The sequence below is a fragment of the Alloalcanivorax balearicus MACL04 genome (genome assembly GCF_025532145.1).
Taxonomy (GTDB): Bacteria; Pseudomonadota; Gammaproteobacteria; order Pseudomonadales; family Alcanivoracaceae; genus Alloalcanivorax; species Alloalcanivorax balearicus.
The window spans coordinates 384,613-405,341 of the sequence record NZ_ARXS01000001.1 but is presented as its reverse complement, the minus strand read 5'-3'; the positions used below and the strand labels follow the sequence as shown (position 1 = coordinate 405,341).

Annotated in this window: 17 protein-coding genes; 10 read left to right on the top strand and 7 right to left on the bottom strand. The window is 63.1% G+C overall.

All coding sequences use genetic code 11. The features are described from left to right. From MA04_RS01825 to MA04_RS01795, 7 genes are all read left to right on the top strand, one after another. Positions 1–864 carry a CheR family methyltransferase gene (locus MA04_RS01825; protein WP_394356138.1) on the top strand — a complete coding sequence of 288 codons (864 nt, stop codon included), beginning with the start codon at positions 1–3 and terminating at the stop codon, positions 862–864. 38 nt (positions 865–902) lie between these two features. Next, positions 903–7,274 carry an Hpt domain-containing protein gene (locus MA04_RS01820; RefSeq protein ID WP_262459257.1) on the top strand — a complete coding sequence of 2,124 codons (6,372 nt, stop codon included), beginning with the start codon at positions 903–905 and terminating at the stop codon, positions 7,272–7,274. After that, positions 7,271–8,296 carry a chemotaxis protein CheB gene (locus tag MA04_RS01815; protein ID WP_163124698.1) on the top strand — a complete coding sequence of 342 codons (1,026 nt, stop codon included), beginning with the start codon at positions 7,271–7,273 and terminating at the stop codon, positions 8,294–8,296. The genes MA04_RS01820 and MA04_RS01815 overlap by 4 nt, the downstream gene beginning before the upstream one ends. 25 nt (positions 8,297–8,321) lie before the next feature. After that, the gene (locus MA04_RS01810) at positions 8,322–8,816 is read left to right on the top strand and encodes a chemotaxis protein CheW (RefSeq protein ID WP_163124701.1); all 495 of its coding nucleotides are present in this window, start codon (positions 8,322–8,324) and stop codon (positions 8,814–8,816) included. Beyond that, positions 8,816–9,844, top strand: a complete 1,029-nt coding sequence (locus MA04_RS01805; RefSeq protein WP_163124704.1) for an MBL fold metallo-hydrolase — start codon at positions 8,816–8,818, stop codon at positions 9,842–9,844. The genes MA04_RS01810 and MA04_RS01805 overlap by 1 nt, the downstream gene beginning before the upstream one ends. Before the next feature lie 147 nt (positions 9,845–9,991). Then, positions 9,992–11,011, top strand: a complete 1,020-nt coding sequence (locus MA04_RS01800) for a lysophospholipid acyltransferase family protein (protein ID WP_262459256.1) — start codon at positions 9,992–9,994, stop codon at positions 11,009–11,011. Positions 11,012–11,039: 28 nt separating this feature from the next. Then, complete coding sequence (locus MA04_RS01795; RefSeq protein ID WP_262459255.1) at positions 11,040–11,525, top strand: FKBP-type peptidyl-prolyl cis-trans isomerase; 486 nt, start codon at positions 11,040–11,042, stop codon at positions 11,523–11,525. 174 nt (positions 11,526–11,699) lie between these two features. Here MA04_RS01795 and MA04_RS01790 read toward each other — a convergent pair whose 3' ends face one another. Continuing rightward, entirely contained in the window at positions 11,700–13,148 is a 1,449-nt protein-coding gene (locus MA04_RS01790) for a DUF853 domain-containing protein (RefSeq protein ID WP_262459254.1), read from the bottom strand. Positions 13,149–13,270: 122 nt separating this feature from the next. Between MA04_RS01790 and gloA the strand changes: the two genes are divergently transcribed. Next, the gene (gene gloA, locus MA04_RS01785) at positions 13,271–13,819 is read left to right on the top strand and encodes a lactoylglutathione lyase (RefSeq protein ID WP_262459253.1); all 549 of its coding nucleotides are present in this window, start codon (positions 13,271–13,273) and stop codon (positions 13,817–13,819) included. Here the strand turns inward: gloA and MA04_RS01780 are convergent. Then, entirely contained in the window at positions 13,816–14,679 is an 864-nt protein-coding gene (locus tag MA04_RS01780; RefSeq protein WP_262459252.1) for a LysR family transcriptional regulator, read from the bottom strand. The genes gloA and MA04_RS01780 overlap by 4 nt on opposite strands. 141 nt (positions 14,680–14,820) lie before the next feature. On the opposite strand from MA04_RS01780, the gene MA04_RS01775 reads away from it, so the two are divergent. Next, positions 14,821–16,023 (top strand): MFS transporter, encoded by a 1,203-nt coding sequence (locus MA04_RS01775; RefSeq protein WP_262459251.1) that lies wholly within the window; start codon positions 14,821–14,823, stop codon positions 16,021–16,023. On the opposite strand, the gene MA04_RS01770 is transcribed toward MA04_RS01775, so the two are convergent. The 5 genes from MA04_RS01770 to MA04_RS01750 form a co-directional block, all read right to left on the bottom strand. Further along, complete coding sequence (locus tag MA04_RS01770) at positions 16,006–16,425, bottom strand: DUF6691 family protein (RefSeq protein ID WP_163124726.1); 420 nt, start codon at positions 16,423–16,425, stop codon at positions 16,006–16,008. The two genes, MA04_RS01775 and MA04_RS01770, sit on opposite strands and share 18 nt — an antisense overlap. Then, on the bottom strand, positions 16,422–16,886 hold the full coding sequence (locus MA04_RS01765) for a YeeE/YedE family protein (protein WP_262459250.1): 465 nt from the start codon (positions 16,884–16,886) through the stop codon (positions 16,422–16,424). The genes MA04_RS01770 and MA04_RS01765 overlap by 4 nt, the downstream gene beginning before the upstream one ends. Continuing rightward, complete coding sequence (locus MA04_RS01760; RefSeq protein WP_163124732.1) at positions 16,883–17,209, bottom strand: ArsR/SmtB family transcription factor; 327 nt, start codon at positions 17,207–17,209, stop codon at positions 16,883–16,885. Before MA04_RS01760 ends, MA04_RS01765 begins: the two co-directional genes overlap by 4 nt. 249 nt (positions 17,210–17,458) lie before the next feature. After that, entirely contained in the window at positions 17,459–19,132 is a 1,674-nt protein-coding gene (locus tag MA04_RS01755) for an amidase (RefSeq protein ID WP_262459249.1), read from the bottom strand. Positions 19,133–19,420: 288 nt separating this feature from the next. Further along, positions 19,421–20,146, bottom strand: coding sequence for a 16S rRNA (uracil(1498)-N(3))-methyltransferase (locus MA04_RS01750; protein WP_262459248.1), 726 nt, complete (start codon positions 20,144–20,146; stop codon positions 19,421–19,423). Positions 20,147–20,262: 116 nt separating this feature from the next. On the opposite strand from MA04_RS01750, the gene MA04_RS01745 reads away from it, so the two are divergent. Next, complete coding sequence (locus tag MA04_RS01745) at positions 20,263–20,724, top strand: NfeD family protein (RefSeq protein ID WP_262459247.1); 462 nt, start codon at positions 20,263–20,265, stop codon at positions 20,722–20,724. The last annotated feature ends 5 nt before the right edge of the window (positions 20,725–20,729 follow it).

Here is a 20,729-nt window from a genome sequence, read left to right as displayed (position 1 = left end):
GTGACGCCGCCCTGGGCTCTTCGCAACGCGCCAGCCATGGACGCGGAGCAATTCCAGCTCTGGCAGACCCTGCTGGAAGAGCGCACCGGCATGACCTTGCCAACGGAGCGGAAGTCCTTCCTGGAAACCAGCCTGAGCACACGCATGCGTGAACTGGGCCTGGAGGATTATCAAACCTATTACGCTCAACTGGTCACCGGCGCCAGCGAGTCCCGCGCCATGGAATGGTCGATTCTGGTGGACCGACTCACGGTGCAGGAAACCGGCTTTTTTCGTCATCCGGGGTCCTTCGCGCTGGTCAAAGCGTTCAGCCGTGACTTCGCCCGTCGGCATGCCGGCGGTGGCACCTTGAATGCCTGGAGCGTGGGGTGCTCCACCGGCGAGGAAGCCTATTCGCTGGCCATGGTCATCAATGAATGTTTCGCCGGTGCCCGGGACAAACTGTTTTACGGCATTACCGGCACGGATATCAGCCTGCCCACTCTGGCCAGGGCACGCCGTGGTGTGTTCCCCCTGCGCCGGGTGAACCGCGTGGCGCCAGCATTGCGCGAGCGGTATTTTCAACACTACGACGCCCAGCACCTTCAGGTTACCGCCTCTTTGCGCGAGCGGGTGTGCTTCGCCCACCTGAACGTGCTGGATCTGGACCAGGCGCCGATGGAAAACCTGGACCTGATCTTCTGTCAGAACATGCTGATTTACTTTCGCCGTTGGCGAAAACGCCAGATCGTCAATCGTCTGGCCGCCCGTCTGGCGCCGGGGGGCGTCCTGGTCCTCGGACCCGGCGAAATCACCGACTGGCAAAACGATAATCTGGAGCGGGAAGTCTATCCCGACACGTTGGCGTTTCGGCGCCGCGTTTGACGACCAGGGGCTGGGGGCAGCCCCGGGGGGATCATCAAATGAGCGATCATCACGATTATCTGGCTCTCGACTGGGTGCGCGGAGAAATCCAGGAAACACTGGACCAGGCCCGCGAAGCACTCGAAGCCTATGTGCAGAACCCGGGCGACTCGACACGCATGCGGTTCTGCCAGACCCACCTGCATCAGGTCCATGGCACCTTGCAGATGGTGGAGTTCTACGGCGCCGCGTTGCTCGCCGAGGAAATGGAAAAACTGGCCCGGGCCCTGCTCGATCAGCGTATCGACCGGGAAGCGGAAAGCCAGGAATTGTTGATGCGCGCGATCCTGCAGCTGCCCCCTTACCTGGATCGCGTGGCCAGTAACCGCCGGGATTTGCCGGTGGTGCTGCTGCCATTGCTGAACGACCTGCGCGCCGCGCGCGGTGAACCGCTGCTGTCCGAAACCGCGTTGTTCAAACCCGATCTGCGGCATGCCCAGGGCGACGGCCGCATTGATGAGAGCATCCGCAACGACGCCCGCTTTCCTCAGTTGATCCGCAAAATGCGGCAGACGTTCCAGGTGGCACTGGTGGGCGTCATGCGCGGCGACCAGGTGAAACGTAATCTCGGATATCTGCGCCGGGTGTTGGAAAAGCTCCGACAAATCAGCGGTGATGCCGCCCGGGCACCGTTGTGGCGAATCGCCGATGCCATGGTGGAGGGGCTGGAGGAAGAGGTTATTCCGCTGGGCTCGTCGGCCAAACAGATGCTGGGCCAGTTGGATCGCACCTTGCGTGAACTGGCCGCCGACGGCGCCGACAGCCTGGAACGCCCGCCCCCCACGGAGTTGATCAAGAACCTGCTTTATTACGTAGCCCGGGCGGAGCGCGCGACACCGGCCATCGAGGCCATCCGGCGGCGCTTTCGTCTGCAGGACGCGCTACCTCCGGAAGCGCTGGTGAACGAGGAGCGGGCCCGACTCAACGGCCCGGATGCCATGGCCATGCATTCGGTGGTGACCGCCTTGTCCGAGGAGATTACCAAGGTCAAGGATCACCTGGAGCGGTTCGTTCACGACTCCCGGGCGGACCCCGCCGATCTCGCGCCGCTGGTCAGCACACTGAAGCAGGTGTCCGACACCATCGCCATGCTCGGCCTGGGCCAGCCGCGGGTACTGGTGGATGAACAACGGCAGGCCCTGGAGGACATCGCCGAACGCCGTCAGCCACCGCAACGGGAGCGGCTGATGGATGTGGCCGGAGCCCTGTTGTACGTGGAAGCCACGCTCGCCGGCTTTGGCGGCAACAACCAGCGCCACCCCACCGGGAATACCATTGGCAATACCATTGAAGGTACCAACGCTTCACCGCTGCCCAATCATCTCGGCCAGGCCATGGACGCGGCGCTGCGCGAATGCCGGGCGGGACTGGAGGAAGCCAAGGACGGAGTGGTGGAATTCATCGCTTCGCATTGGGATCGCGCGCATTTGCAATCGGTACCGGACCGCCTGCAGACCGTCCGTGGCGGCCTGGAGATGGTGCAACTGCAACGCCCGGCTCTGGTACTGCGGCAGTGCGCCCGTTTTATTCAGGAAAGGCTGCTGGACGACGAGCAAGCTCCCGACTGGCGGAGCATGGATACCCTCGCCGACGCCATGAGTTCGGTGGAGTATTACCTGGAACGCCTCAGCGACGACCCGCATACCAGTGATGATGTTCTCGAAGTGGCGCATCACAGCATCGCCGCCCTGGGGTATCCGCTTCAGCCCCTGGAGAGCGATGCGGAACCGCCGTCGACGGGAATACCGGCGGAGCCGGAACCGCGACACACGGACGACGATGATGATCTGGTGGATGACGAAATCATCGAGATCTTCGTCGAGGAAGCGGACGAGGTCATCGAGGCACTGGACCAGTACTTTCCCCGTTGGGCCGCCAATACCGGCGATGAAACCGCGCTGGTGGAGTTCCGCCGCGCCTTTCACACGCTGAAGGGCTCCGGCCGCATGGTCGGCGCCACCACCGTGGGTGAATTGGCCTGGGCCATCGAGAACATGATGAACCGGGTCATCGACCACAGCATCGACGCCGACGCCACGCTGATCGATCTGGTACGGGAGGTCCATGGCCTGGTCCCCGATCTGGTCGGCACTTTCGCCCGCCGCCAACCGGACCCGGTGGATGTGACCCCGCTTATCGAAGCCGCCGGCATCCTTGCTGACGGCGGCAGCCTGGAGCGAATTCCCATACCGGGTAGCGAGAACAAGAGCAAGGCGGAAAACAACAAGGAAAGCACGGCGGCTCAAACACCCGTCCAGGAAAAAGCAGGCACCGGACCCTCCGTCACACTCAGTGACGAGGACTACCAGGCCCTAACCGGCAAGGCACAAGCTGAGCCAGCGACACCGGGCGATACTCTGGATAATCTGGACGATCTGACGTTACCCGAAACATCCGCGGATCAGCCCGATCCGGTACTGCTGGGTATTTTCCGCCGTGAGGCCGACCGCAATCTCTCACTGCTGGCGCAGTGGCTGGATGGACTGGATCCGGAACTTGGCGAGCAGGATCTGGATGATCGCGTCCATCGCGCCATGCATACACTGAAAGGCAGCGCGCGCATGGCCGAATTGAATGCCATGGCGGAAATGGCGGAGGCGGGCGAAAAGCTGGTGAAGGAACTGATCGCCGCCGGCCTGCGCGCCAGCCGTGATCAGGTGGCACTGATCCGCGACAGCCACCAGCAACTGAGCGATGGCCTGCGGCGATTGACCTCCCAGGGCGATGCCGCTTTACCCGATGCCGGACCTCTGCTGAGTGCCTTGGATGAGGCCCGCCATCAGGTACGCGGCGATCATCAAAACAATAACGCCCAGGTTCTGGACATGCTGTTGTCCGACAGCATGGACCTGGTGATGGACGCCGACACCCTGTTACAGGCCTGGTCCACCGACCCCGAGCAGATCCGGCCGTTGGCCCGGCTACGCGATGAACTGCAGAATCTGGCGCAAGGTGCCCGCAAGGCGGGTCTGGAGGAAATCGAAGGCCTTGCCCTGGCGCTGGCCACCGCCTACGCCACCATCACTCAGGGGCGCCTGACCTTCGACCCGGGGCTGCTGGCACAGCTCAATGAAGGTCATGACGCGCTGATTAACATGCTCGATTGTCTGGCCGCCGGCCAGACCGTGCGCGCGGAATTGGGGCTGGTGGACGGCCTGCGAGACCTGACCGAAACCCGGCAGCCACTAACGTCGGATCCGCAGGCGCCGTCCGCGCCCGCTTCGGAGCATAGCAGCGGGCTTTTGCAACAGGCCGAGGAGGCCTTGCTGCGCGCCAACGAACATCTGGCCACCTGGCAATTGGGGCAGCCGGCCAGCCTCGACCAGCTGGACCAGGAACTCACCGATCTGGCCGGCAGCGCCAGCGATGCGGAAGTTCCCGCCCTGGCGGATCTGGCCCAGTCTCTGGCCGGCCTGTACCGCCGTCTGGCATTACCGGAAACCACCGCGCCGACGCCTTCGGTATTCGATATTCTGCAGCGGGCCCATCATCGCCTGGCCGATATGATCGATCAGTTGCGCTCCGGCTCGCTGCCGGCCACGGACACGGTCCTCGAAGACGTGCTGGCACTGGCCGACACGCCCTGGACACCGAAGGGGAAGGGGGAGGCGAAGGCCGCGCCCCCGGAGCCGGCCGCTCAACCCGCCACGGAGGAGCGGGACCCGGAATTGGTTGGTATCTTTCTGGAAGAGGCGGAGGACATTCTCCACAGCTGCACCGAAAGTCTGGAACGGTGGATCGGGGAGCCGGAGAACCTTCTGCTGGTGCAGGCCCTGCAGCGGGATCTGCATACCCTGAAAGGCGGGGCGCGCATGGCCGAACTCCGCGAGCTGGGTGATCTGGGCCATGAGATGGAAACGCTCTACGAGCGCCTCGCTCTTGGCCGGGTGACGCGACAGCCGGCGGTTTTCGATCTGCTGCACCGCTGCCACGACCGCGTGGCGGAAATGATCGACCGGGTCACCGCCCGGCAGGCCCTTGCCCCTGCCCGCGACTTGATTCAGGCTCTCCACGACTACCTGAATGATCCGTCCGCTTTCAGACTCGCGGCTCCCGTCTCCGACGTCACTCCCGAAGCCGCCCCGGCCGGACCTGTCGCGCCACCGTCCAGCGACGGTGATAGCGGTGGCATCGATCCCGACATTCTCGATATTTTTCTGGAGGAATCGGAGGAGTTGGGCGAGACCATTGAAGCGACCCTGACCGCCTGGCGGGATCAACCGGAAGACCGTCAACTCAATGACCAGCTCAAACGGGCGCTGCACACCCTCAAGGGCGGCGCGCGGCTGGCCGGGGTGGCGCCCCTCGGGGATCTGAGCCACGACTTCGAACAATTTCTGGAGCGGTTGGACAGTCAACGCCGGGCACCGGAAGAAGACGACTTCCTCACCATGCTCGGCTGGCTGGACGCGATTAACCAGCAACGCGGTCAACTGCGCGGGCAGCCGGCGGACACCCGGGCACCGGACCTCCTTCCGGAACCCAGCGCCACTCCCGAGCCGGCCGCCGCCACGCCGGCGGCACCACAGGAAATGGTACGGGTGAGCGCCGAGGTGCTCGAGGCGCTGGTGAATCTGGCCGGGGAAACCTCCATCAACCGGGGCCGGGTGGAGCAGAGCATCAACGACTTCGTCTCCCATGTGTCGGAGATCGGTGCCACCGTCACCCGTCTGTACGAACAACTGCGCCGACTGGACGCGGAAACCGAAGCACAGATCCTCTCCAACTATCAGCAGGGCGTGGACCGTGGCGAGTTCGACGCCCGCTTCGACCCCCTGGAGATGGACCAGTACTCCGAACTGCACCAGATCACCAAACAGCTTTCCGAGTCCGCCTCGGACTTGCTGGATCTGAAAAACACCTTGCTGGAACGGACCCGCGACAGCGAAACACTGTTGTTGCAGCAGCAACGCATCAATACCGAGCTGCAGGAGAAGTTGATGCGCACACGCATGGTGCCGTTCTCCCGGCTGGTGCCGCGCCTGCGCCGCATCATCCGCCAGGTTTCCGGCGAGGTCGGCAAGAAGGTCGAGTTCGAGGTGATCAACCCGGAAGGGGAGTTGGATCGCACCTTGATGGAACGCATGGTGGCGCCGCTGGAACACATGCTGCGCAACGCCATCGACCACGGCATCGAGTCACCTCGGGAGCGGCGCGAAGCCGGCAAGAACGAGACCGGTCAGGTGCGCCTGGAACTGACCCGCGAGGGCGGCGAGGTGGTGCTGACGCTGGCCGATGACGGCGGCGGTATCAATACCGAGGCGGTGCGCGCCAAAGCGGTGGAGCGAGGGTTGATCGATGCCGACGCCAATCCCAGCGACCAGGACGTGCATCAGTTCATTTTCCACGCCGGCTTCTCCACCGCCAGCCAGGTCACCCAGCTCTCGGGCCGGGGCGTCGGCATGGATGTGGTGGCCAGCGAAATCAAACAACTCGGCGGTACCGTGCACATCGAGTCGCACCGGGGGCAGGGCACCCGTTTCGTGGTGCGTCTGCCTTTCACCCTGGCGGTGAACCGGGCCTTGATGGTGCGCGCCAACGAGGACACCTACGCCATTCCGCTCAATCAGATCGAAGGCATCGTGCGGGTCAGTCCGTTCGAGTTGCTCGATTATGTGGAGAATCAGAACCTGGTGTATCGCTACGCCGGCCAGGACTACGACCTGCATTACCTGGGCCGTTTCGTCCATGATCTGCCGATGCCGCACCCGGATGTGCAAAGCCAGCCGTTGCCGTTGCTGTTGATCCGCAGTTCCGACCACGCCGTGGCCCTGGTGGTGGACAGCCTGGTGGGCTCCCGCGAGATGGTGGTGAAATCCCTCGGGCCGCAGCTCACCAGCGTGGCCGGCATCAGCGGCGCCACCATCCTCGGCGACGGCTCGGTGGTGGTGATCCTCGACATCCACTCCCTGATCCGCGCTGCCCAACTGCGCCAGCCAGCGCCGCTGACCGCCCCGGCGGACCAGCGCGATGCCGCCCGCGAGCAGGCACCGCTGGTGATGGTGGTGGACGATTCGGTGACGGTGCGAAAAGTCACCGGACGCCTGCTGGAGCGTCAGGGCTACCGCGTGGTCACCGCCAAGGACGGCCTGGACGCCATCGCCAAGCTGGAGGATCACACGCCGGACGCCATGCTGCTGGACATTGAAATGCCACGCATGGACGGCTTCGAGGTGGCGTCCCATGTCCGCCATGATGCGCGGCTGGCGCGGGTGCCCATCATCATGATCACCTCGAGAACCGGCGAGAAACACCGTGACCGGGCCTTCGATATTGGCGTCAACGGCTACATGGGGAAACCGTTCCAGGAAGGTGAACTGCTCACCACCCTCGGCGAATTGCTGGAGGAAAGCCGGGAGAGCGTGGGATGACACCACCGGCGGCCCGCATCGGCGTGATCGCCGATGACACCCTGCAAGGCCATTTGCTGTCCACGGCGATTCGCGGTCAGGGCTATCAGGTGGTGATCAGCACCGATCCGGAGAACCTGGCGACACACTGGCTTGATGACAGCGGTCTGGATCTGTGGGTGGTGGACCTGTCCCGGGAAGATCGCTGGCAGCAATTCCTAGATCACTTGCTGGAAGGCGCCCGCGCGCCGTTGCTGTTCTGCGACGGCCAGGCCCCGCCGCGTAACGCCGCTCACTACCCCCGCTGGGAGCGGCGTCTGCTGAGCAAATTGCTGGATTATGTCGGCCCGCCGGCATTGCAGGAGCGCTTGCAAAGCCTGCCCACGGACACCAGGGCGCCGATCCCGGAACCCCGGGAATTCCGTGACCTGCCGCGGCAAGACCAGGACCGCCCGCGAAGAGTCTGGATACTGGGCGCCAGCCTGGGAGGGCCGGCGGCGGTGAAACGTTTTCTCGACTCGCTACCGGAGCATCTGCCGGTGGCCTTCGTGCTGGCTCAGCACATCGATCCCGGATTCCTTGGCACTCTCCGCCAGGCACTGGACCGCAACCCCTCGATCCGTTGCCGGATCGGTGACGACGGCAGTCGTTTGCGCCACGGCGAGGTATTACTGGCGCCGGTGGACCAGGCGATCCGCTTTCATGCCGACGGCCGCGTCATTGCCACCGGTAACCGCTGGGAGGGCCCCTATGCCCCCAGCATCGATCAGGTGATGACCCACGTCCTGGATGGCGTCGGCCATTGTGACGGCGCCATCCTGTTTTCCGGCATGGGCAACGACGGCGCCATCGCCGCGCCGCGTCTGGCGGCTTCCGGCACTATGGTCTGGGCGCAGTCAACGGACACCTGTGCCGCCAGTAGCCAGCCGGACTCGGTGCGGGAAACCGGCTGTGTCAGCTACAGCGGCAGCCCGGAACAACTGGCCGGCCAATTGGTGGAACAGGTACGCCGGGAATTATCGGCACTGGCACCGGGCAGGTGAACCGAACCCATGCAAGGAGAAGACTATGTCCGATAAGACCCTGTCCGATAACCGTAATCCCGATACGCTTCCCGACGACATTGCCAGTCTGCTGATTCCCATGGCGGAACGCCCCTGGCTGATCCCCAATCTGGTGGTGGCGGAGGTGATTCCGCTGCGCCACCCGGACCGGCCCGGCCACGGTCCGGAATGGCTGCTTGGCTGGATGCACTGGCGCGAGCAGGAACTGCCGCTGCTGTCCTTCGAAAAGCTGAACGAGTCCGGCCCCGTTCATATCGGGCCACAAGCACGCATCGCCATCCTTCATTCGGTGTCCGGGGCGTGCCGTTTCTACGCCATGGTGGTACAAGGGATACCAAGATTGCTGCGGGTGACACCCGGCGCCCCTCGGGAGGAACCGGGAGACATCGGTCCGGCCGCGGCGATGAACGTGCAAATGGGAGGTGATCTGGCGGTGATTCCTGATCTCGACGCGGTGGAAAAGGCGGTGGCGGGCCTGCAAGCCGGGCAGCGCCGGTAATGATTGACTGGTCTCTACTGGAACAATGGGCACGGCGCGACACCCGGCCTCGCGGACGTTTCCGCAATCTTTACCCCACACCCGATCACGGACTGGCGGAGTTGCTGCGCTGGCAAAGGGAAAGCCGTGGCCGCTTTCCGCCCCGTCTGCCATTCCCATTACAGCGACCGGATCCGGCCCTGCTGGCCCGGCCGGCACCGCAGCCGCGTTTCACCTGGATCGGCCACAGTACCTATCTGATCCAATACCGGAACTGGAATCTGCTGACCGACCCGGTGTTCTCCGAACGCTGTTCACCGGTTTCCTTCGCCGGCCCCAAGCGCGCCGTTCCGCCAGCGCTGACCATCGACGCGCTGCCGCCCATCCACGCGGTGCTGGTTTCCCATAACCACTATGATCACCTGGACCGGGCGGCGGTGGACGCGCTGCAACGACGCTTCGGCGATCATATCACCTGGTTCGCCCCCACCGGGGTCGGCGCCTGGCTGCGCCGCCGGGGCATCACCGAAGTAGTCGAGCGGGGCTGGTGGCAGCACGCGGACTGGCACGACGCTCAGGCGTTCTGTCTGCCGACCCAGCATTTCAGCGGCCGCGGACCCGGTGACCGCAATACCACCCTGTGGTGTGGCTGGCGCCTGCAGTGGCCGGACTTCAGTCTGTTTTTCGCTGGCGATACTGGCTACGCCCCGCTGTTCCAGGATATCCACAAGGCGGTGGGGCCGGTGGACACGGCGCTGTTGCCGATCGGCGCCTATCTGCCCCGCTGGTTCATGGCGCCGGTGCATATCAATCCGGAGGAAGCCGTGCGCATTCACCAGGATCTGCAAGCACGCCATTCCCTGGCCATGCATTGGGGAACCTTCGTTCTCACCGACGAACCCATGGACGAGCCGCCACAACTGCTCGCCCGGGCCCTTGCAACCCGGGGTATTCCCGCCGGACAATTCCGCGTTCCGGCCCATGGCGAAACCGTGACTCTGCCCTTGCACGACACCGTTGCCGCCGTTGACCCTGTTTTGCAGAGCTAAGCGCGGGCCGACCATGGGTCTGCTTGGCGACTCATGTAGAATGCGCTCATGAACGGCCCCCGCCGGCACACCTTGAATCCGGACCCGGGACCACAAGAATTCAGCCTTCGCAGGCGGAGGCAGCGAGACCCAAGGAGAAAGCGGAACATGACACCACGGCAACGGGGACGGCGTCTCTGGTGGCTGATGCGTCTGTTTGCGTGGCTGCCATTACCCGTGGCTACCGGCTTGGGGGCGTTTCTGGCGGGACTGATGACCCGGGTGCCATTACGCTATGCCAGTGCTTACCGGGTTGCCCTGATCAACGTGCTGGCGGCTTATCCGGACATGCCCCTGGCCGAAGCACGCCGCATTGCCCGGCAAAGCGTGTGCGAGCTGGGCCGCACCCTTACCGAGTTCGCCCATGTCTGGAGCCGGCCGGTGGAGGAGACCCTGGCGCGGTTCTCCCATATCCACGGCGAAGCCGCCTTTCTCGAGGCCTCCGCCAGTGAGCGGCCGGTGCTGCTGTTGTCATTGCACCAGGGCAGTTGGGAAAACATCAATCTGTATCTGGGGCAGAAAGGCAACACCACCGTGATGTACCAGCCGCACCCGGCCACGCTGCTGGACGAGGTGGTGAAGCTGGCGCGCGAACGCACCGGCTGCCGGCTGGTGCCCACCAACAGCCAGGGAGTCAAGGAGGGGCTGGCCACCATGCGCGCCGGCGGCACCCTGGCGCTGCTGGCCGACCATAACCCCGGCAGCCGCGCCAACCCCTATGTACCGTTCTTCGGCCATGCGGTACCCACTCCGGCGCTGGTGGGGAAACTGGTGCGCCGCTTCCGGCCCCATATTTTCGTGGTGTCCTGCTATCGCGGCGAAGGCGGCGCGCGTGACATCCAGGTGCATTTCGAACCGGCACCGGACATTGAAAACGCCGAGGACGACAGCGCCATTCTGTCCGCCCTGAATCGCCATCTGGCTCGCTGCATCAGCCGCAAACCAACCCAGTACCAGTGGACTTACAAACGCTTCAAGTGGCGCCCCGGCGGGCGCCGGCTGTGGTACCGGCAATCCCTGGTTCTGTTGCGCCGCGCCGCTCACGGGGAGGATCGCTCCGCGCTGGGTCTGGCACCGGACACCACGCCGGCGCGGAACGCTTCCGTCCCCACGGAAGGAAAAGCATAATAGCGCCTTCGTTTTCGAGGACTCGCCCATGCCGATCAATAAAGACAAGGTCGTTACCCTGCATTACACCCTGCTCGACAGTGCTGATGGCAGTGAACTGGAACGCAGCGCGGAAGATGCGCCGCTGTTATACCTGCATGGCGCCGGGAACATTCTGCCTGGTCTCGAGGCCGCGCTGGAGGGTAAGGATGTCGGCGAGGATGTGGAAGTGACCCTGGAAGCGGGGGACGCCTACGGCGAACGTGACGACAATCTGCGGCAACGCCTGCCGGCCAAGCATTTCAAGCACGCCGGCAAGCTGAAACCCGGCAAAGTGGTCCGGCTGCAAACCGAACAGGGCCCGCGCCTGGTCACCGTGGTGAAAGTGGGTTTGAAAACCGTGGACGTGGACGCCAACCATCCGCTGGCGGGCCGCGCCTTACGCTTCCAGCTTTCGGTGAAGGGTATCCGTGACGCCAGCGCCGAGGAAATCGCCCATCGCCACGTGCACGGTCCAGGCGGCCACGAGCACTGACGTATCGCTTTGGTAGCTTCCCACAGACCGCACTACAAGGCCGCGGTAGGAGCTTGCCTGCAAGCGAATCTTTTGGCGGAGAGCCCATTCGCTTGCAGGCAAGCTCCTACCGCGGCTTCGTAGTGATTTCTGAATGTATGTCTGCGTGACCAGCCGACCGTGATCCACACCGCCTCAGCGCCGCTTCAAAAAACGCTCCAACACTCTCACCAATACCCGGCCCAGTTGCGTGGCCAGGGTTCTCAGCAAGCTCTTGGTAAAAGCCTCGCCGGCGCTCTGCCGGCCCGAGGTCCGCTTCATGCTGGCTTTTTTCTCCGGCTCCGGCTTCGCCAGTTCCGCTTCCTTCTGCTGCTGGCGGCGAGCCTGCAGACGCTCGTGGGCGGAGTCCCGATCCTCCGTTTGATCGTATTTGGCGGCCAACGGTGACGCCGCTTTCAGTTGCGCCAAAGCCTCCTCGTCGGCCGGCCCGATGCGGCTGCGCGGCGGCGCCACCAGAGTACGTTCCACCGGAGTCGGAATGCCCTGATCGTCGAGCACGCTGACCAATGCTTCGCCGACGCCCAGCTCGGTGATCACCCGGGCGGTATCCAGATCGGGGTTGGCGCGGAAGGTCTGGGCCGCCACTTTCACCGCTTTCTGATCCTTGGGGGTGTAAGCCCGCAAAGCATGCTGCACCCGGTTACCGAGCTGGCCCAACACACTGTCGGGAATATCGGACGGCGATTGCGTGACGAAATAAATGCCGACCCCTTTGGAGCGGATCAGCCTTACCGTCTGTTCGAGCTTTTCCAGTAACGCTTTCGGTGCGCTGTCGAACAGCAGATGGGCTTCGTCGAAGAAGAACACCAGTAACGGCAAGGGCTGGTCGCCGCGTTCCGGCAATCGTTCGAACAATTCCGCCAGCAGCCAGAGCAGGAAGGTGGTGTACAGGCGGGGTTGCAGAATCAGCTCCCGTCCATCCAGCAGATTGACCACGCCCTGGCCATTCTGTTGCTGTATCAGATCCATGATATCCAGCGCCGGTTCACCGAAGAACACATCACCGCCCTGGCTCTTCAGTACCAGCAGCCGGCGCAAAATAGCACCGAGGCTCTGCGAGGAGAGCGTGCCATAGCGTTCGGACAATGGTTTGCGTTGCTCCACCATCCAGTTCAGCAGGCTTTCCATATCCTTCAGGTCCAGCAGCGGCAGATCCTCGCTCTCGGCGTAGTCAAAAGCGATGTGGAGCACACCGCTTTGCACCTCATTGAGCTCCAGCAGATTGCTCAGCAGCGCCGGCCCCATGTCCGCCACGGTGGTGCGGACCGCCTGACCGGTGCGGCCATACAGATCCCACAGCCGGGCCGGGCGGGCCTCGGCGGCCCAATCGGTGATGCCGATGCGCTGAACCCGCTCCTGGATCTTGTCGTTGCTGTTGCCAGCCACGGCGATACCAGACAAATCCCCTTTCACATCGGCGGTGAATACCGGCACGCCCAGACGTGAAAAGCCCTCCGCCAGCACCTGCAAGGTCACGGTTTTTCCGGTGCCGGTGGCACCGGCGATCAACCCATGGCGGTTGGCCATGGCCCCGTTGAGTGCAATCTGTCCCTGTTCCGTACCGCCAATCAAAAGCTGCTGCATGGCCCGATCCCCGTTGTGTCCTGACCGCAGTCTGAGCGATTCGGCCAATTTTGTCCGTGAGGAGTTGTAAAAGCGGCGCTCAACCCCATGTGCTGGGGAGCCGTTTTATTGGAGAGCACATTATGCCCCGCCACTTTGAATCCGCTCCCGGCCTGTGCGAGCAGCCGGACGCGGAAACCAACCATTACCTGTTCAATCAGACCATGCTGCGGATCAAGGATCCCGAACGCAGCCTGGACTTCTACTCCCGTGTTCTGGGTATGCGTCTGGTGCGCAAACTGGACTTCCCGGAAATGCAGTTCAGCCTCTACTTCCTGGGCTATCTTGCACCGGACGAAGAAAATCGCGTGCCCGAGGACGCCGCCGCGCGGCTGACCTACACCTTTGGCCGCGAAGCGATGCTGGAGCTGACTCATAACTGGGGCACGGAAAAAGAGGCGGATTTCAGCTACCACAGCGGCAACGAGGACCCGCGCGGCTTCGGCCATATCGGCGTCACCGTGCCGGACGTCTATGCCGCCTGCGAACGCTTCGAGAAACTGGGTGTGGACTTCGTCAAGAAGCCGGACGAGGGCAAAATGAAAGGTCTCGGCTTCATTCGTGACCCCGACGGTTACTGGATCGAGATCATTCAGGCCGACATGATGGAGAAACAGGCCAAGGGCGGCTAGAGATCAAGCAGCGCCAGAAAAGCCCGCGTCGCCGGTGTCGGATTGGGATGCCACACCGCCCGCACCACCCGGCGCGGCGCTTCCCGCACCGGCCGTGTGCACACACCGGCCAGGCGGGGGGCAAGACTGGCGGGAATCAGGCCGATCGCCAGGCCGCGGCGGACGATATCCACCAACAGTGAAATGGTGCTCACCTCGAACCGGACCGCATAACGCAGGCCGGCGGCGGCGAACGCTTCCTCCGACTGCTGGCGGGCCCCGGTTCCCTCGCCAAAGTCCGCCATCGGCCATTCGGTCAACTGCTCCAGACGGACCCGCCGGCACCGGGTCAGCGGGTGCTCTCTGGGCAACAACGCCACCAACTCTTCTTCACACAAGTCAGCGCTTTCCAGCCGTTCAATCACTACCCCGGGCCAGAGACCGACAAAGGCCAGATCCAGGCTGTGTTCGTGCATGCGGTCGATCATCCGCTCGCTGCCATCCATGCTCATCTCGATGTCCACATGGGGGTAGCGGCGATGAAACCGGGCCATCAGCCCGATCACGTCCGGCTCGGTCAGCGTGGAGATGGTCCCCAGAGAAAGCCGGCCCCGGACTTCACCGCTGCGCGCGGCCACTTCGTCTCCGATACGGCGTACCGCATCCAAAGCCCGCCGACCGCTCTCGACGAACGCCTCGCCGGCGGGAGTAAGCCGCAAGGAACGGGAGTTACGTTCAAACAGGATCGTCCCCAACTGCTGTTCGAGCTGCGCCACCTGATGACTCAGTGCCGATTGCACAATATGACAGCGGCGGGCGGCGGCGGTGAAACTGCCTTCCTCCGCCACCGCCAGCACATACTCGATCTGACGCAGCTTCATGGCCCAGCCCCTGATCCATCTCTTTTATAGATAGCTGGGATGATATTAATGCATTTGTCACATGGCGGCGATTGGCCGACACTGCGCCGCTCAGTCGATTACCGACACCCAGCCCGCCAGGGAGATCCGCGAGGAGAGGCCATGAACACAGACCGCCAGCACGATACGGCACCCGGGCTCAATCCCATGCTGCTCATGCTGATGACCCTCACCACCGGGTTGGCGGTGGCCAGCAACTACTATGCCCAGCCGCTGCTGCACACCATCGCCGATGAGTTGTCGCTGTCCTATTCCCGCGCCGGCATCATCGTCACCGCCGCCCAGGCGGGCTACGCGGCCGGATTGCTGCTGCTGGTGCCTCTTGGCGATATGTTCGAGCGGCGACGGCTGATCGTCACCATGATTGTCCTGTCCGCCGGCGGTTTGCTGATCAGCGCCAACGCCTCCACCCTGACCATGCTGTTGGTGGGCACCGCCATCACCGGCGCTTTCACCGTGGTGGCCCAGGTGCTGGTGCCTTTCGCCGCCACTCTCGCGGCGCCGGCGGTACGCGGCAAAGTGGTGGGCACGGTGATGAGCGGTTTGTTGCTGGGGATTCTGCTGGCCCGCACCGTGGCCGGCGCCTTGTCCACCCTGGGCGATTGGCGCACCGTCTACTGGGTGGCCTCGGCGCTGATGTTCCTTAATGCACTGGCGCTGTGGCGGCTGCTGCCCACCCACCGGCAATCGGCGGGGCTCTCCTATGGCCGTTTACTACTGTCCATTGGCCAGTTGTTCGCCCGTTATCGCCTGTATCGGGCCCGTTCCGCCCTGGGCTTCCTGACCTTCGCCATGTTCAGCGTGTTCTGGACCTCGGCGGCGTTTTTGCTTTCCTCCGAACCCTGGCACTTCTCCGACGCCACCATCGGCCTGTTCGGGCTGGCCGGGGCGGTGGGCGCCTTGTCGGCACGCAAGGCGGGCAGCCTGGCCGACCGGGGCTACGCCCGCTGGACCACCCTGGGCGGCGTGTTGATGCTGGCGTTGTCCTGGGTGGTGATGGGCTTCAGTGAAGTGAGCCTGATCGCGCTGATCATCGGCATCGTGATATTGGATCTGGCGATCCAGGCGGTGCACATCAGCAACATGAACGTGATCTACGCGCTGGACGAGTCGGCCCGCAATCGTCTCAATTCCGGCTACATGTTCGTGTACTTTCTTGGCGGCGCCGGAGGCTCTCTGGCCTCCGCCTGGGTCTACCAGCATTACCAGTGGAACGGCGTGGTCGGGCTTGGTCTGGGTCTGGCGGCCGTGGCCTGTCTGGTGGCGTGGCTGGCACCGACGGAGGCGTCAGTCACCACCTCGTGATTGCAGAACACGGAACAGCAACATGCCGGCGACCATCGCCACCACGAACACGACGCCCTGCCAATAACCCAGAGGCAGCAGCGTCAGGGCCGGACCGGGACAAATACCCGCCAGTCCCCAACCGACGCCAAACAGCAGACTGCCGCCCACCAGACGGCGGTCAAGGTCGCGCCGCGTGGGCAACCGCATGGCACCGCCCAACCAGGCCCGGGAGCGGCGGCGGGCCAGAGCCATCGGCACCATGGCCGCGGCGATGGCGCCTACCATCACCAGCGCCAGGGAAGGATCCCAGGCACCGGTCAGGTCAAGAAAGCCCAGCACCTTGGCCGGATCGGTCATACCGGACAGAATCAACCCGACACCGAACAGCAGGCCCGCGAGTAACGCCGTCAGCTTGTTCATACCGCGACTCCCAACAGATGACGGACCACATAGACGGTGACGAAACCTGCCCCCATGAAGCACAACGTGGCCACCAGAGAACGCGGTGACAACCTGGACAGGCCGCAGACACCATGACCGCTGGTACAACCGGAGCCGTAGCGGGTTCCCAGGCCCACCAGCAGCCCCGCCACGATCAACATCGCCGGCGAGCCGCTGAAATGGCTTTCCGGTACCGCCGCGAACATGCCCCAGAGCAGCGGCGCGGCCAGCAACCCGAGTAAAAACAGCGCCGCTTCACCACGCCCTTCCTTGTCGGACTGCTCCGACCCGCCAAACAATCCGTCCAGCAGCCCACCGAGCAACCCACTGATACCGGCAATGCGGCCATTGGCCAGAATCAGCAAAGACGCGGCCAGACCGATCAGCACACCTCCGGCCAGAGCGCTCCAGGGCGTGAACAGGCTCCACTCAACATTCATCGACGAGCCTCCTCGCAGAACAATCGATACAAGGTTTCGATCACCGCCAGCGCTTCGTCGCTGGCAATGCGGTAGTAAATCTGTTTGCCCTCACGCCGGGTCGCCACCAACCCCTCCCGCCGTAACACGCCGAGCTGTTGGGACAGAGTGGGCTGCGGCACCCCCACGGCACCTTCCAGCTCACCCACATTGCGCTCACCCTGGCAAAGCTGGCAAAGCAGCAACAACCGGTCCGGATTGGCCAGCGCCTTCAACAGGCGTCCCGCCGCGGCGGCATTGTCACGCAGCTGATCCATATTCAGATCGGCAATAGAATGGTTCATGGCCTCTCTCACTTTCATCTTATTTAATTTATATTTTTATATATTGTATGACAAGAGATAATCACCGGTAACCACGAAGGAGCATAAAAAGGGTTCATCGCGGAATGACGGGAATGAGCGTCTCCATCGGGGCACGGGTCTGCTGTCCCTGATGGAGGGTAAGGCCGTTTCCCTCTAAACCGCGATGAACCATAAAAAAGGGCACCCGAAGGTGCCCTTGCCCCGGAAAAGCCGGGAAAAAAGGCAGATTCAAAGTTCCGGCGTGAAGGTCGGTGGCTGGCGGGGATGTACCTGTTCCTGGTAGCCGTAGGCGATTTTTATCAGGGTCGGCTCGGCGTATTCCCGCCCCAGCATCTCCATGCCAATGGGTTGTGCCGGATCCAGATTGGTGGCCATGCCGGCGGGCAGCGTCAGCGCCGGGAACTGGGAGAACGGGCTCAACCGGTTGTTGCTGCCAGCGCTGGGGCTGCCCCCGAGATCACCGGCCAGACCGGTCATGGTCGGGTACAGCAACACATCGTAAGGTTGGCCCAGGCTGTTGCCGGCGTCATCCACGTTATCCAGCGCCCGCATCAGGCGCTCACGCACGAACACGGGGCGTTCCACCGTGTTTTTGCTATACACCTCCTGCTGTTCCGGGGTGAGGTTGTCCAGATCAATGGTCCCGCGATATTCCAGGCTGCTTTGGTAGTTGGGCAGATAACCGCCGCTGTCCAGAAGCCCCTGGTAGGTCTGGATGTGACCGTCCATGACGTTGACCCAGCTGTTCAGGTAAGCGACCAGGTCATGCTGGAACTCATAGCTGGACATGGAAGAGTAGTCGCCAAGGATGGCACTCAAATCATCGACGGTAACGTCTTCCACCGTGGCGCCGGCGGCTTCCATGGCGGCCAGCGCGTCGTCCATTACCGCGTTGACGGTTTCATTGCTGCCGAACAGCTCGCGTACCACGCCGATACGAGCACCATTGAGGCCGTCGGCTTCCAGGTAATCCGTGTAAGTGTCCGGCACTCCGGTAATCGTATTGTACTCGTCCTCGCTGATCATCGCCGGGGCATCGATTTCGAAGCTGGTGCGCTGGTTGGCATGGGGGGAGTCATCGAAACCGACCATGGCATCCATCATCAGCGCACAGTCTTCCACGGTACGGCACATGGGGCCGCCGGTATCCTGCCAGGACGCCAGCGGCATGATGCCGTCCTGGCTCACCAGTTTCAGCGAAGGCCGGATCCCCACCAGGCCGCCCAGGCTGGAAGGCACCCGGATGGAACCGCCGGTGTCGCTGCCGGTGCCCACCATGGCCAGACTGGCGGCAATGGCGGTGCCGGTACCGCTGGACGAACCACCCGCGCCTTTGCTCTGGTCGTAGGCGTTCTTCACCAGACCACGCAGGGAGCTGGCGCCAGTGAAGCCGAAGGCGAATTCATCCATGTTGGCCTTGCCAATAACGATGGCACCGGCTTCGCGCAGGCGGCGAATGGTGTAGGCGTCCTCCAGCGGCCGATTGTACTGGAACGCAATCGCGCCACCCGTGGTCGGCATCTGTTTGGTGTTGAAGTTGTCCTTCGGCAGCACCGGCACACAATAGAGCGGGCCATCGATGCCGGTTACCTCGAAGTTCAGATCTTTTTCCCGGGCTTCGAACAACGCATCCGGGTTGATGTTGACGACACTGCGCAACTCGGTTTCGGTACCGTCGTCGTCATAGGCATGGATACGATCGATATAGCCCTGGATGACTTCTTCACAGGTAACACCGCCAGTCTCCAACGAGGTGTGCAGACTGCTTACCGTGGCTTCAACATAGGAAAACGGTACCGGCTCCACTACCGGCGGAGCGGAATCACCGCTGGAGGAGCCGCCACAGCCGGCAAGTACGGCAAGCGATAAGGCGGTAACCGCGAACAATCTGGTTTTGATCATGGAAACGTCCCCATTTCCCTCTTTACGGTTCAACACATATCCCTGAATAAACGGGCCCGGGACCTGTAACCGGACCCGGGCAAATTCCTGTCGCGTTGCCTGTCCAGGAATCAAGAGCCGTGCCAGATTTTCCAAGGTTCACGGAAATACCCGCGAGAATGCGGAAATAGTGGGTGCTCACGTACTGCAAAGTACGGACACACCGATCAGGAGGTACACCACCTATGGAAGAGCGCACAAAAATGGGAGGGGCGTCGCACTAACTTCGAGCGAGGGGAGCAGGGGTTGTCAGGATAACCAGGCCCACAAGGCGGCCAACAGCGCCACCGGCGCGGTTTCCGCGCGTAGAACCCGGTTGCCGAGGGCAAAGGCGGAAAAGCCGGCTTCGAAAGCGCTGTCGAGTTCGTCGTCGTCGAACCCACCTTCCGGGCCGGTGAGCAAGGTCAGCTCGCTCTGTGCGGTCAGGCGGTGGCGGGAAAAAGGCTCACTGCCCGGATGAGCAATCAGTTTAAGCCCGGGCAGCGGTCCGGCCAGCCAGTTCCTCAAGGGCATCGCGGTGAGAATCTCGGGCGGCCGATTAAGGCCGCACTGCTCGCAGGCGCTGATCGCCACCTGCCGCCAATGCTCACGCTTTTTGTCCTGACGGTCGCCTTTCAGGCGGACTTCGCAACGGGCGGTATCCAGAATCTGGATACGGGCAACGCCCAGCTCGGTGGCTTTCTGGATAGCGTAGTCCATGCGCTCGCCTTTGATCATCGGCAACCCCAGGGTCACCGCCAGCGGCGGCGTGCGTTCCACCGGATCGTGGGCCAGGGGCAGCACCTCCACGGTTTTCTTGTCCACCGAGGCGAGGCGAGCGCGCCATTCACCTCCCCGGCCGTTGAACAGCACGACTTCCTCCCCCTCGCTCATGCGCAACACCCGGGCGATATGCTGGCTGGCGCTGGCGCCCAGCTGGCAAGGCCGGTCGAGGTGAAACTCCTGGTCATCGAAGAATCGGCGCATTGAGGGCATCGGCGGATCCGTTAAAACGAGGGCGGTTTTTGCGGTGCGCCTAGGCTACCATAGGGCACTTGTCAGGGGCGTCATTTCGCCGCCAAAAGCACACCGATTACAAGGGATTGAAACCTATGCCGGAATACAGTTACTGGATCATTCTCGGGTTGATTCTGATCATCGCGGAGTTTCTGGTCTCCGGGCTGCTGACCATCTTTCTCGGTCTGGCGGCGGTGATCGTCGGCATTCTGGTGTTTTTCGGTGTTCTCAATGACCTGACCTGGGAGATCACCACCTTCGCCATCATCAGCCTGCTATTACTGGTGGGGGCGCGGCGTTATCTGCGCGCCTGGCTGTTCGGGCGCGAGGCCCCGTCCAAATCCACCGAGGACAGCGCTGGCCTGATCGGCTCCCGCGCCACCGTGGAGCAGGATTTCGTTGACGGTATCGGCACGGTACGATACCGCGGCGCCCGCTGGCAGGCACAATCGCCGGTGATCTTGAAGACCGGGGATATGGTCCGCATCACCAAACATGATGGACTTTGGCTCACGGTCGAACCCTGGTCCAGCACTTCAACCGACAAGCAACCGTAAGGATT

Excerpts from the sequence above, each read along its gene's own strand:
- MA04_RS01770 (WP_163124726.1), bottom strand. The coding sequence starts at position 16,425 with ATGAACAAGCTGACGGCGTTACTCGCGGGCCTGCTGTTCGGTGTCGGG.
- MA04_RS01820 (WP_262459257.1), top strand. The coding sequence starts at position 903 with ATGAGCGATCATCACGATTATCTGGCTCTCGACTGGGTGCGCGGAGAA.
- MA04_RS01795 (WP_262459255.1), top strand. The coding sequence starts at position 11,040 with ATGCCGATCAATAAAGACAAGGTCGTTACCCTGCATTACACCCTGCTC.
- MA04_RS01765 (WP_262459250.1), bottom strand. The coding sequence starts at position 16,886 with ATGAATGTTGAGTGGAGCCTGTTCACGCCCTGGAGCGCTCTGGCCGGA.
- MA04_RS01815 (WP_163124698.1), top strand. The coding sequence starts at position 7,271 with ATGACACCACCGGCGGCCCGCATCGGCGTGATCGCCGATGACACCCTG.
- MA04_RS01810 (WP_163124701.1), top strand. The coding sequence starts at position 8,322 with ATGTCCGATAAGACCCTGTCCGATAACCGTAATCCCGATACGCTTCCC.
- gloA (WP_262459253.1), top strand. The coding sequence starts at position 13,271 with ATGCCCCGCCACTTTGAATCCGCTCCCGGCCTGTGCGAGCAGCCGGAC.
- MA04_RS01775 (WP_262459251.1), top strand. The coding sequence starts at position 14,821 with ATGAACACAGACCGCCAGCACGATACGGCACCCGGGCTCAATCCCATG.
- MA04_RS01755 (WP_262459249.1), bottom strand. The coding sequence starts at position 19,132 with ATGATCAAAACCAGATTGTTCGCGGTTACCGCCTTATCGCTTGCCGTA.
- MA04_RS01750 (WP_262459248.1), bottom strand. The coding sequence starts at position 20,146 with ATGCCCTCAATGCGCCGATTCTTCGATGACCAGGAGTTTCACCTCGAC.
- MA04_RS01805 (WP_163124704.1), top strand. The coding sequence starts at position 8,816 with ATGATTGACTGGTCTCTACTGGAACAATGGGCACGGCGCGACACCCGG.
- MA04_RS01790 (WP_262459254.1), bottom strand. The coding sequence starts at position 13,148 with ATGCAGCAGCTTTTGATTGGCGGTACGGAACAGGGACAGATTGCACTC.
- MA04_RS01760 (WP_163124732.1), bottom strand. The coding sequence starts at position 17,209 with ATGAACCATTCTATTGCCGATCTGAATATGGATCAGCTGCGTGACAAT.
- MA04_RS01800 (WP_262459256.1), top strand. The coding sequence starts at position 9,992 with ATGACACCACGGCAACGGGGACGGCGTCTCTGGTGGCTGATGCGTCTG.
- MA04_RS01745 (WP_262459247.1), top strand. The coding sequence starts at position 20,263 with ATGCCGGAATACAGTTACTGGATCATTCTCGGGTTGATTCTGATCATC.
- MA04_RS01780 (WP_262459252.1), bottom strand. The coding sequence starts at position 14,679 with ATGAAGCTGCGTCAGATCGAGTATGTGCTGGCGGTGGCGGAGGAAGGC.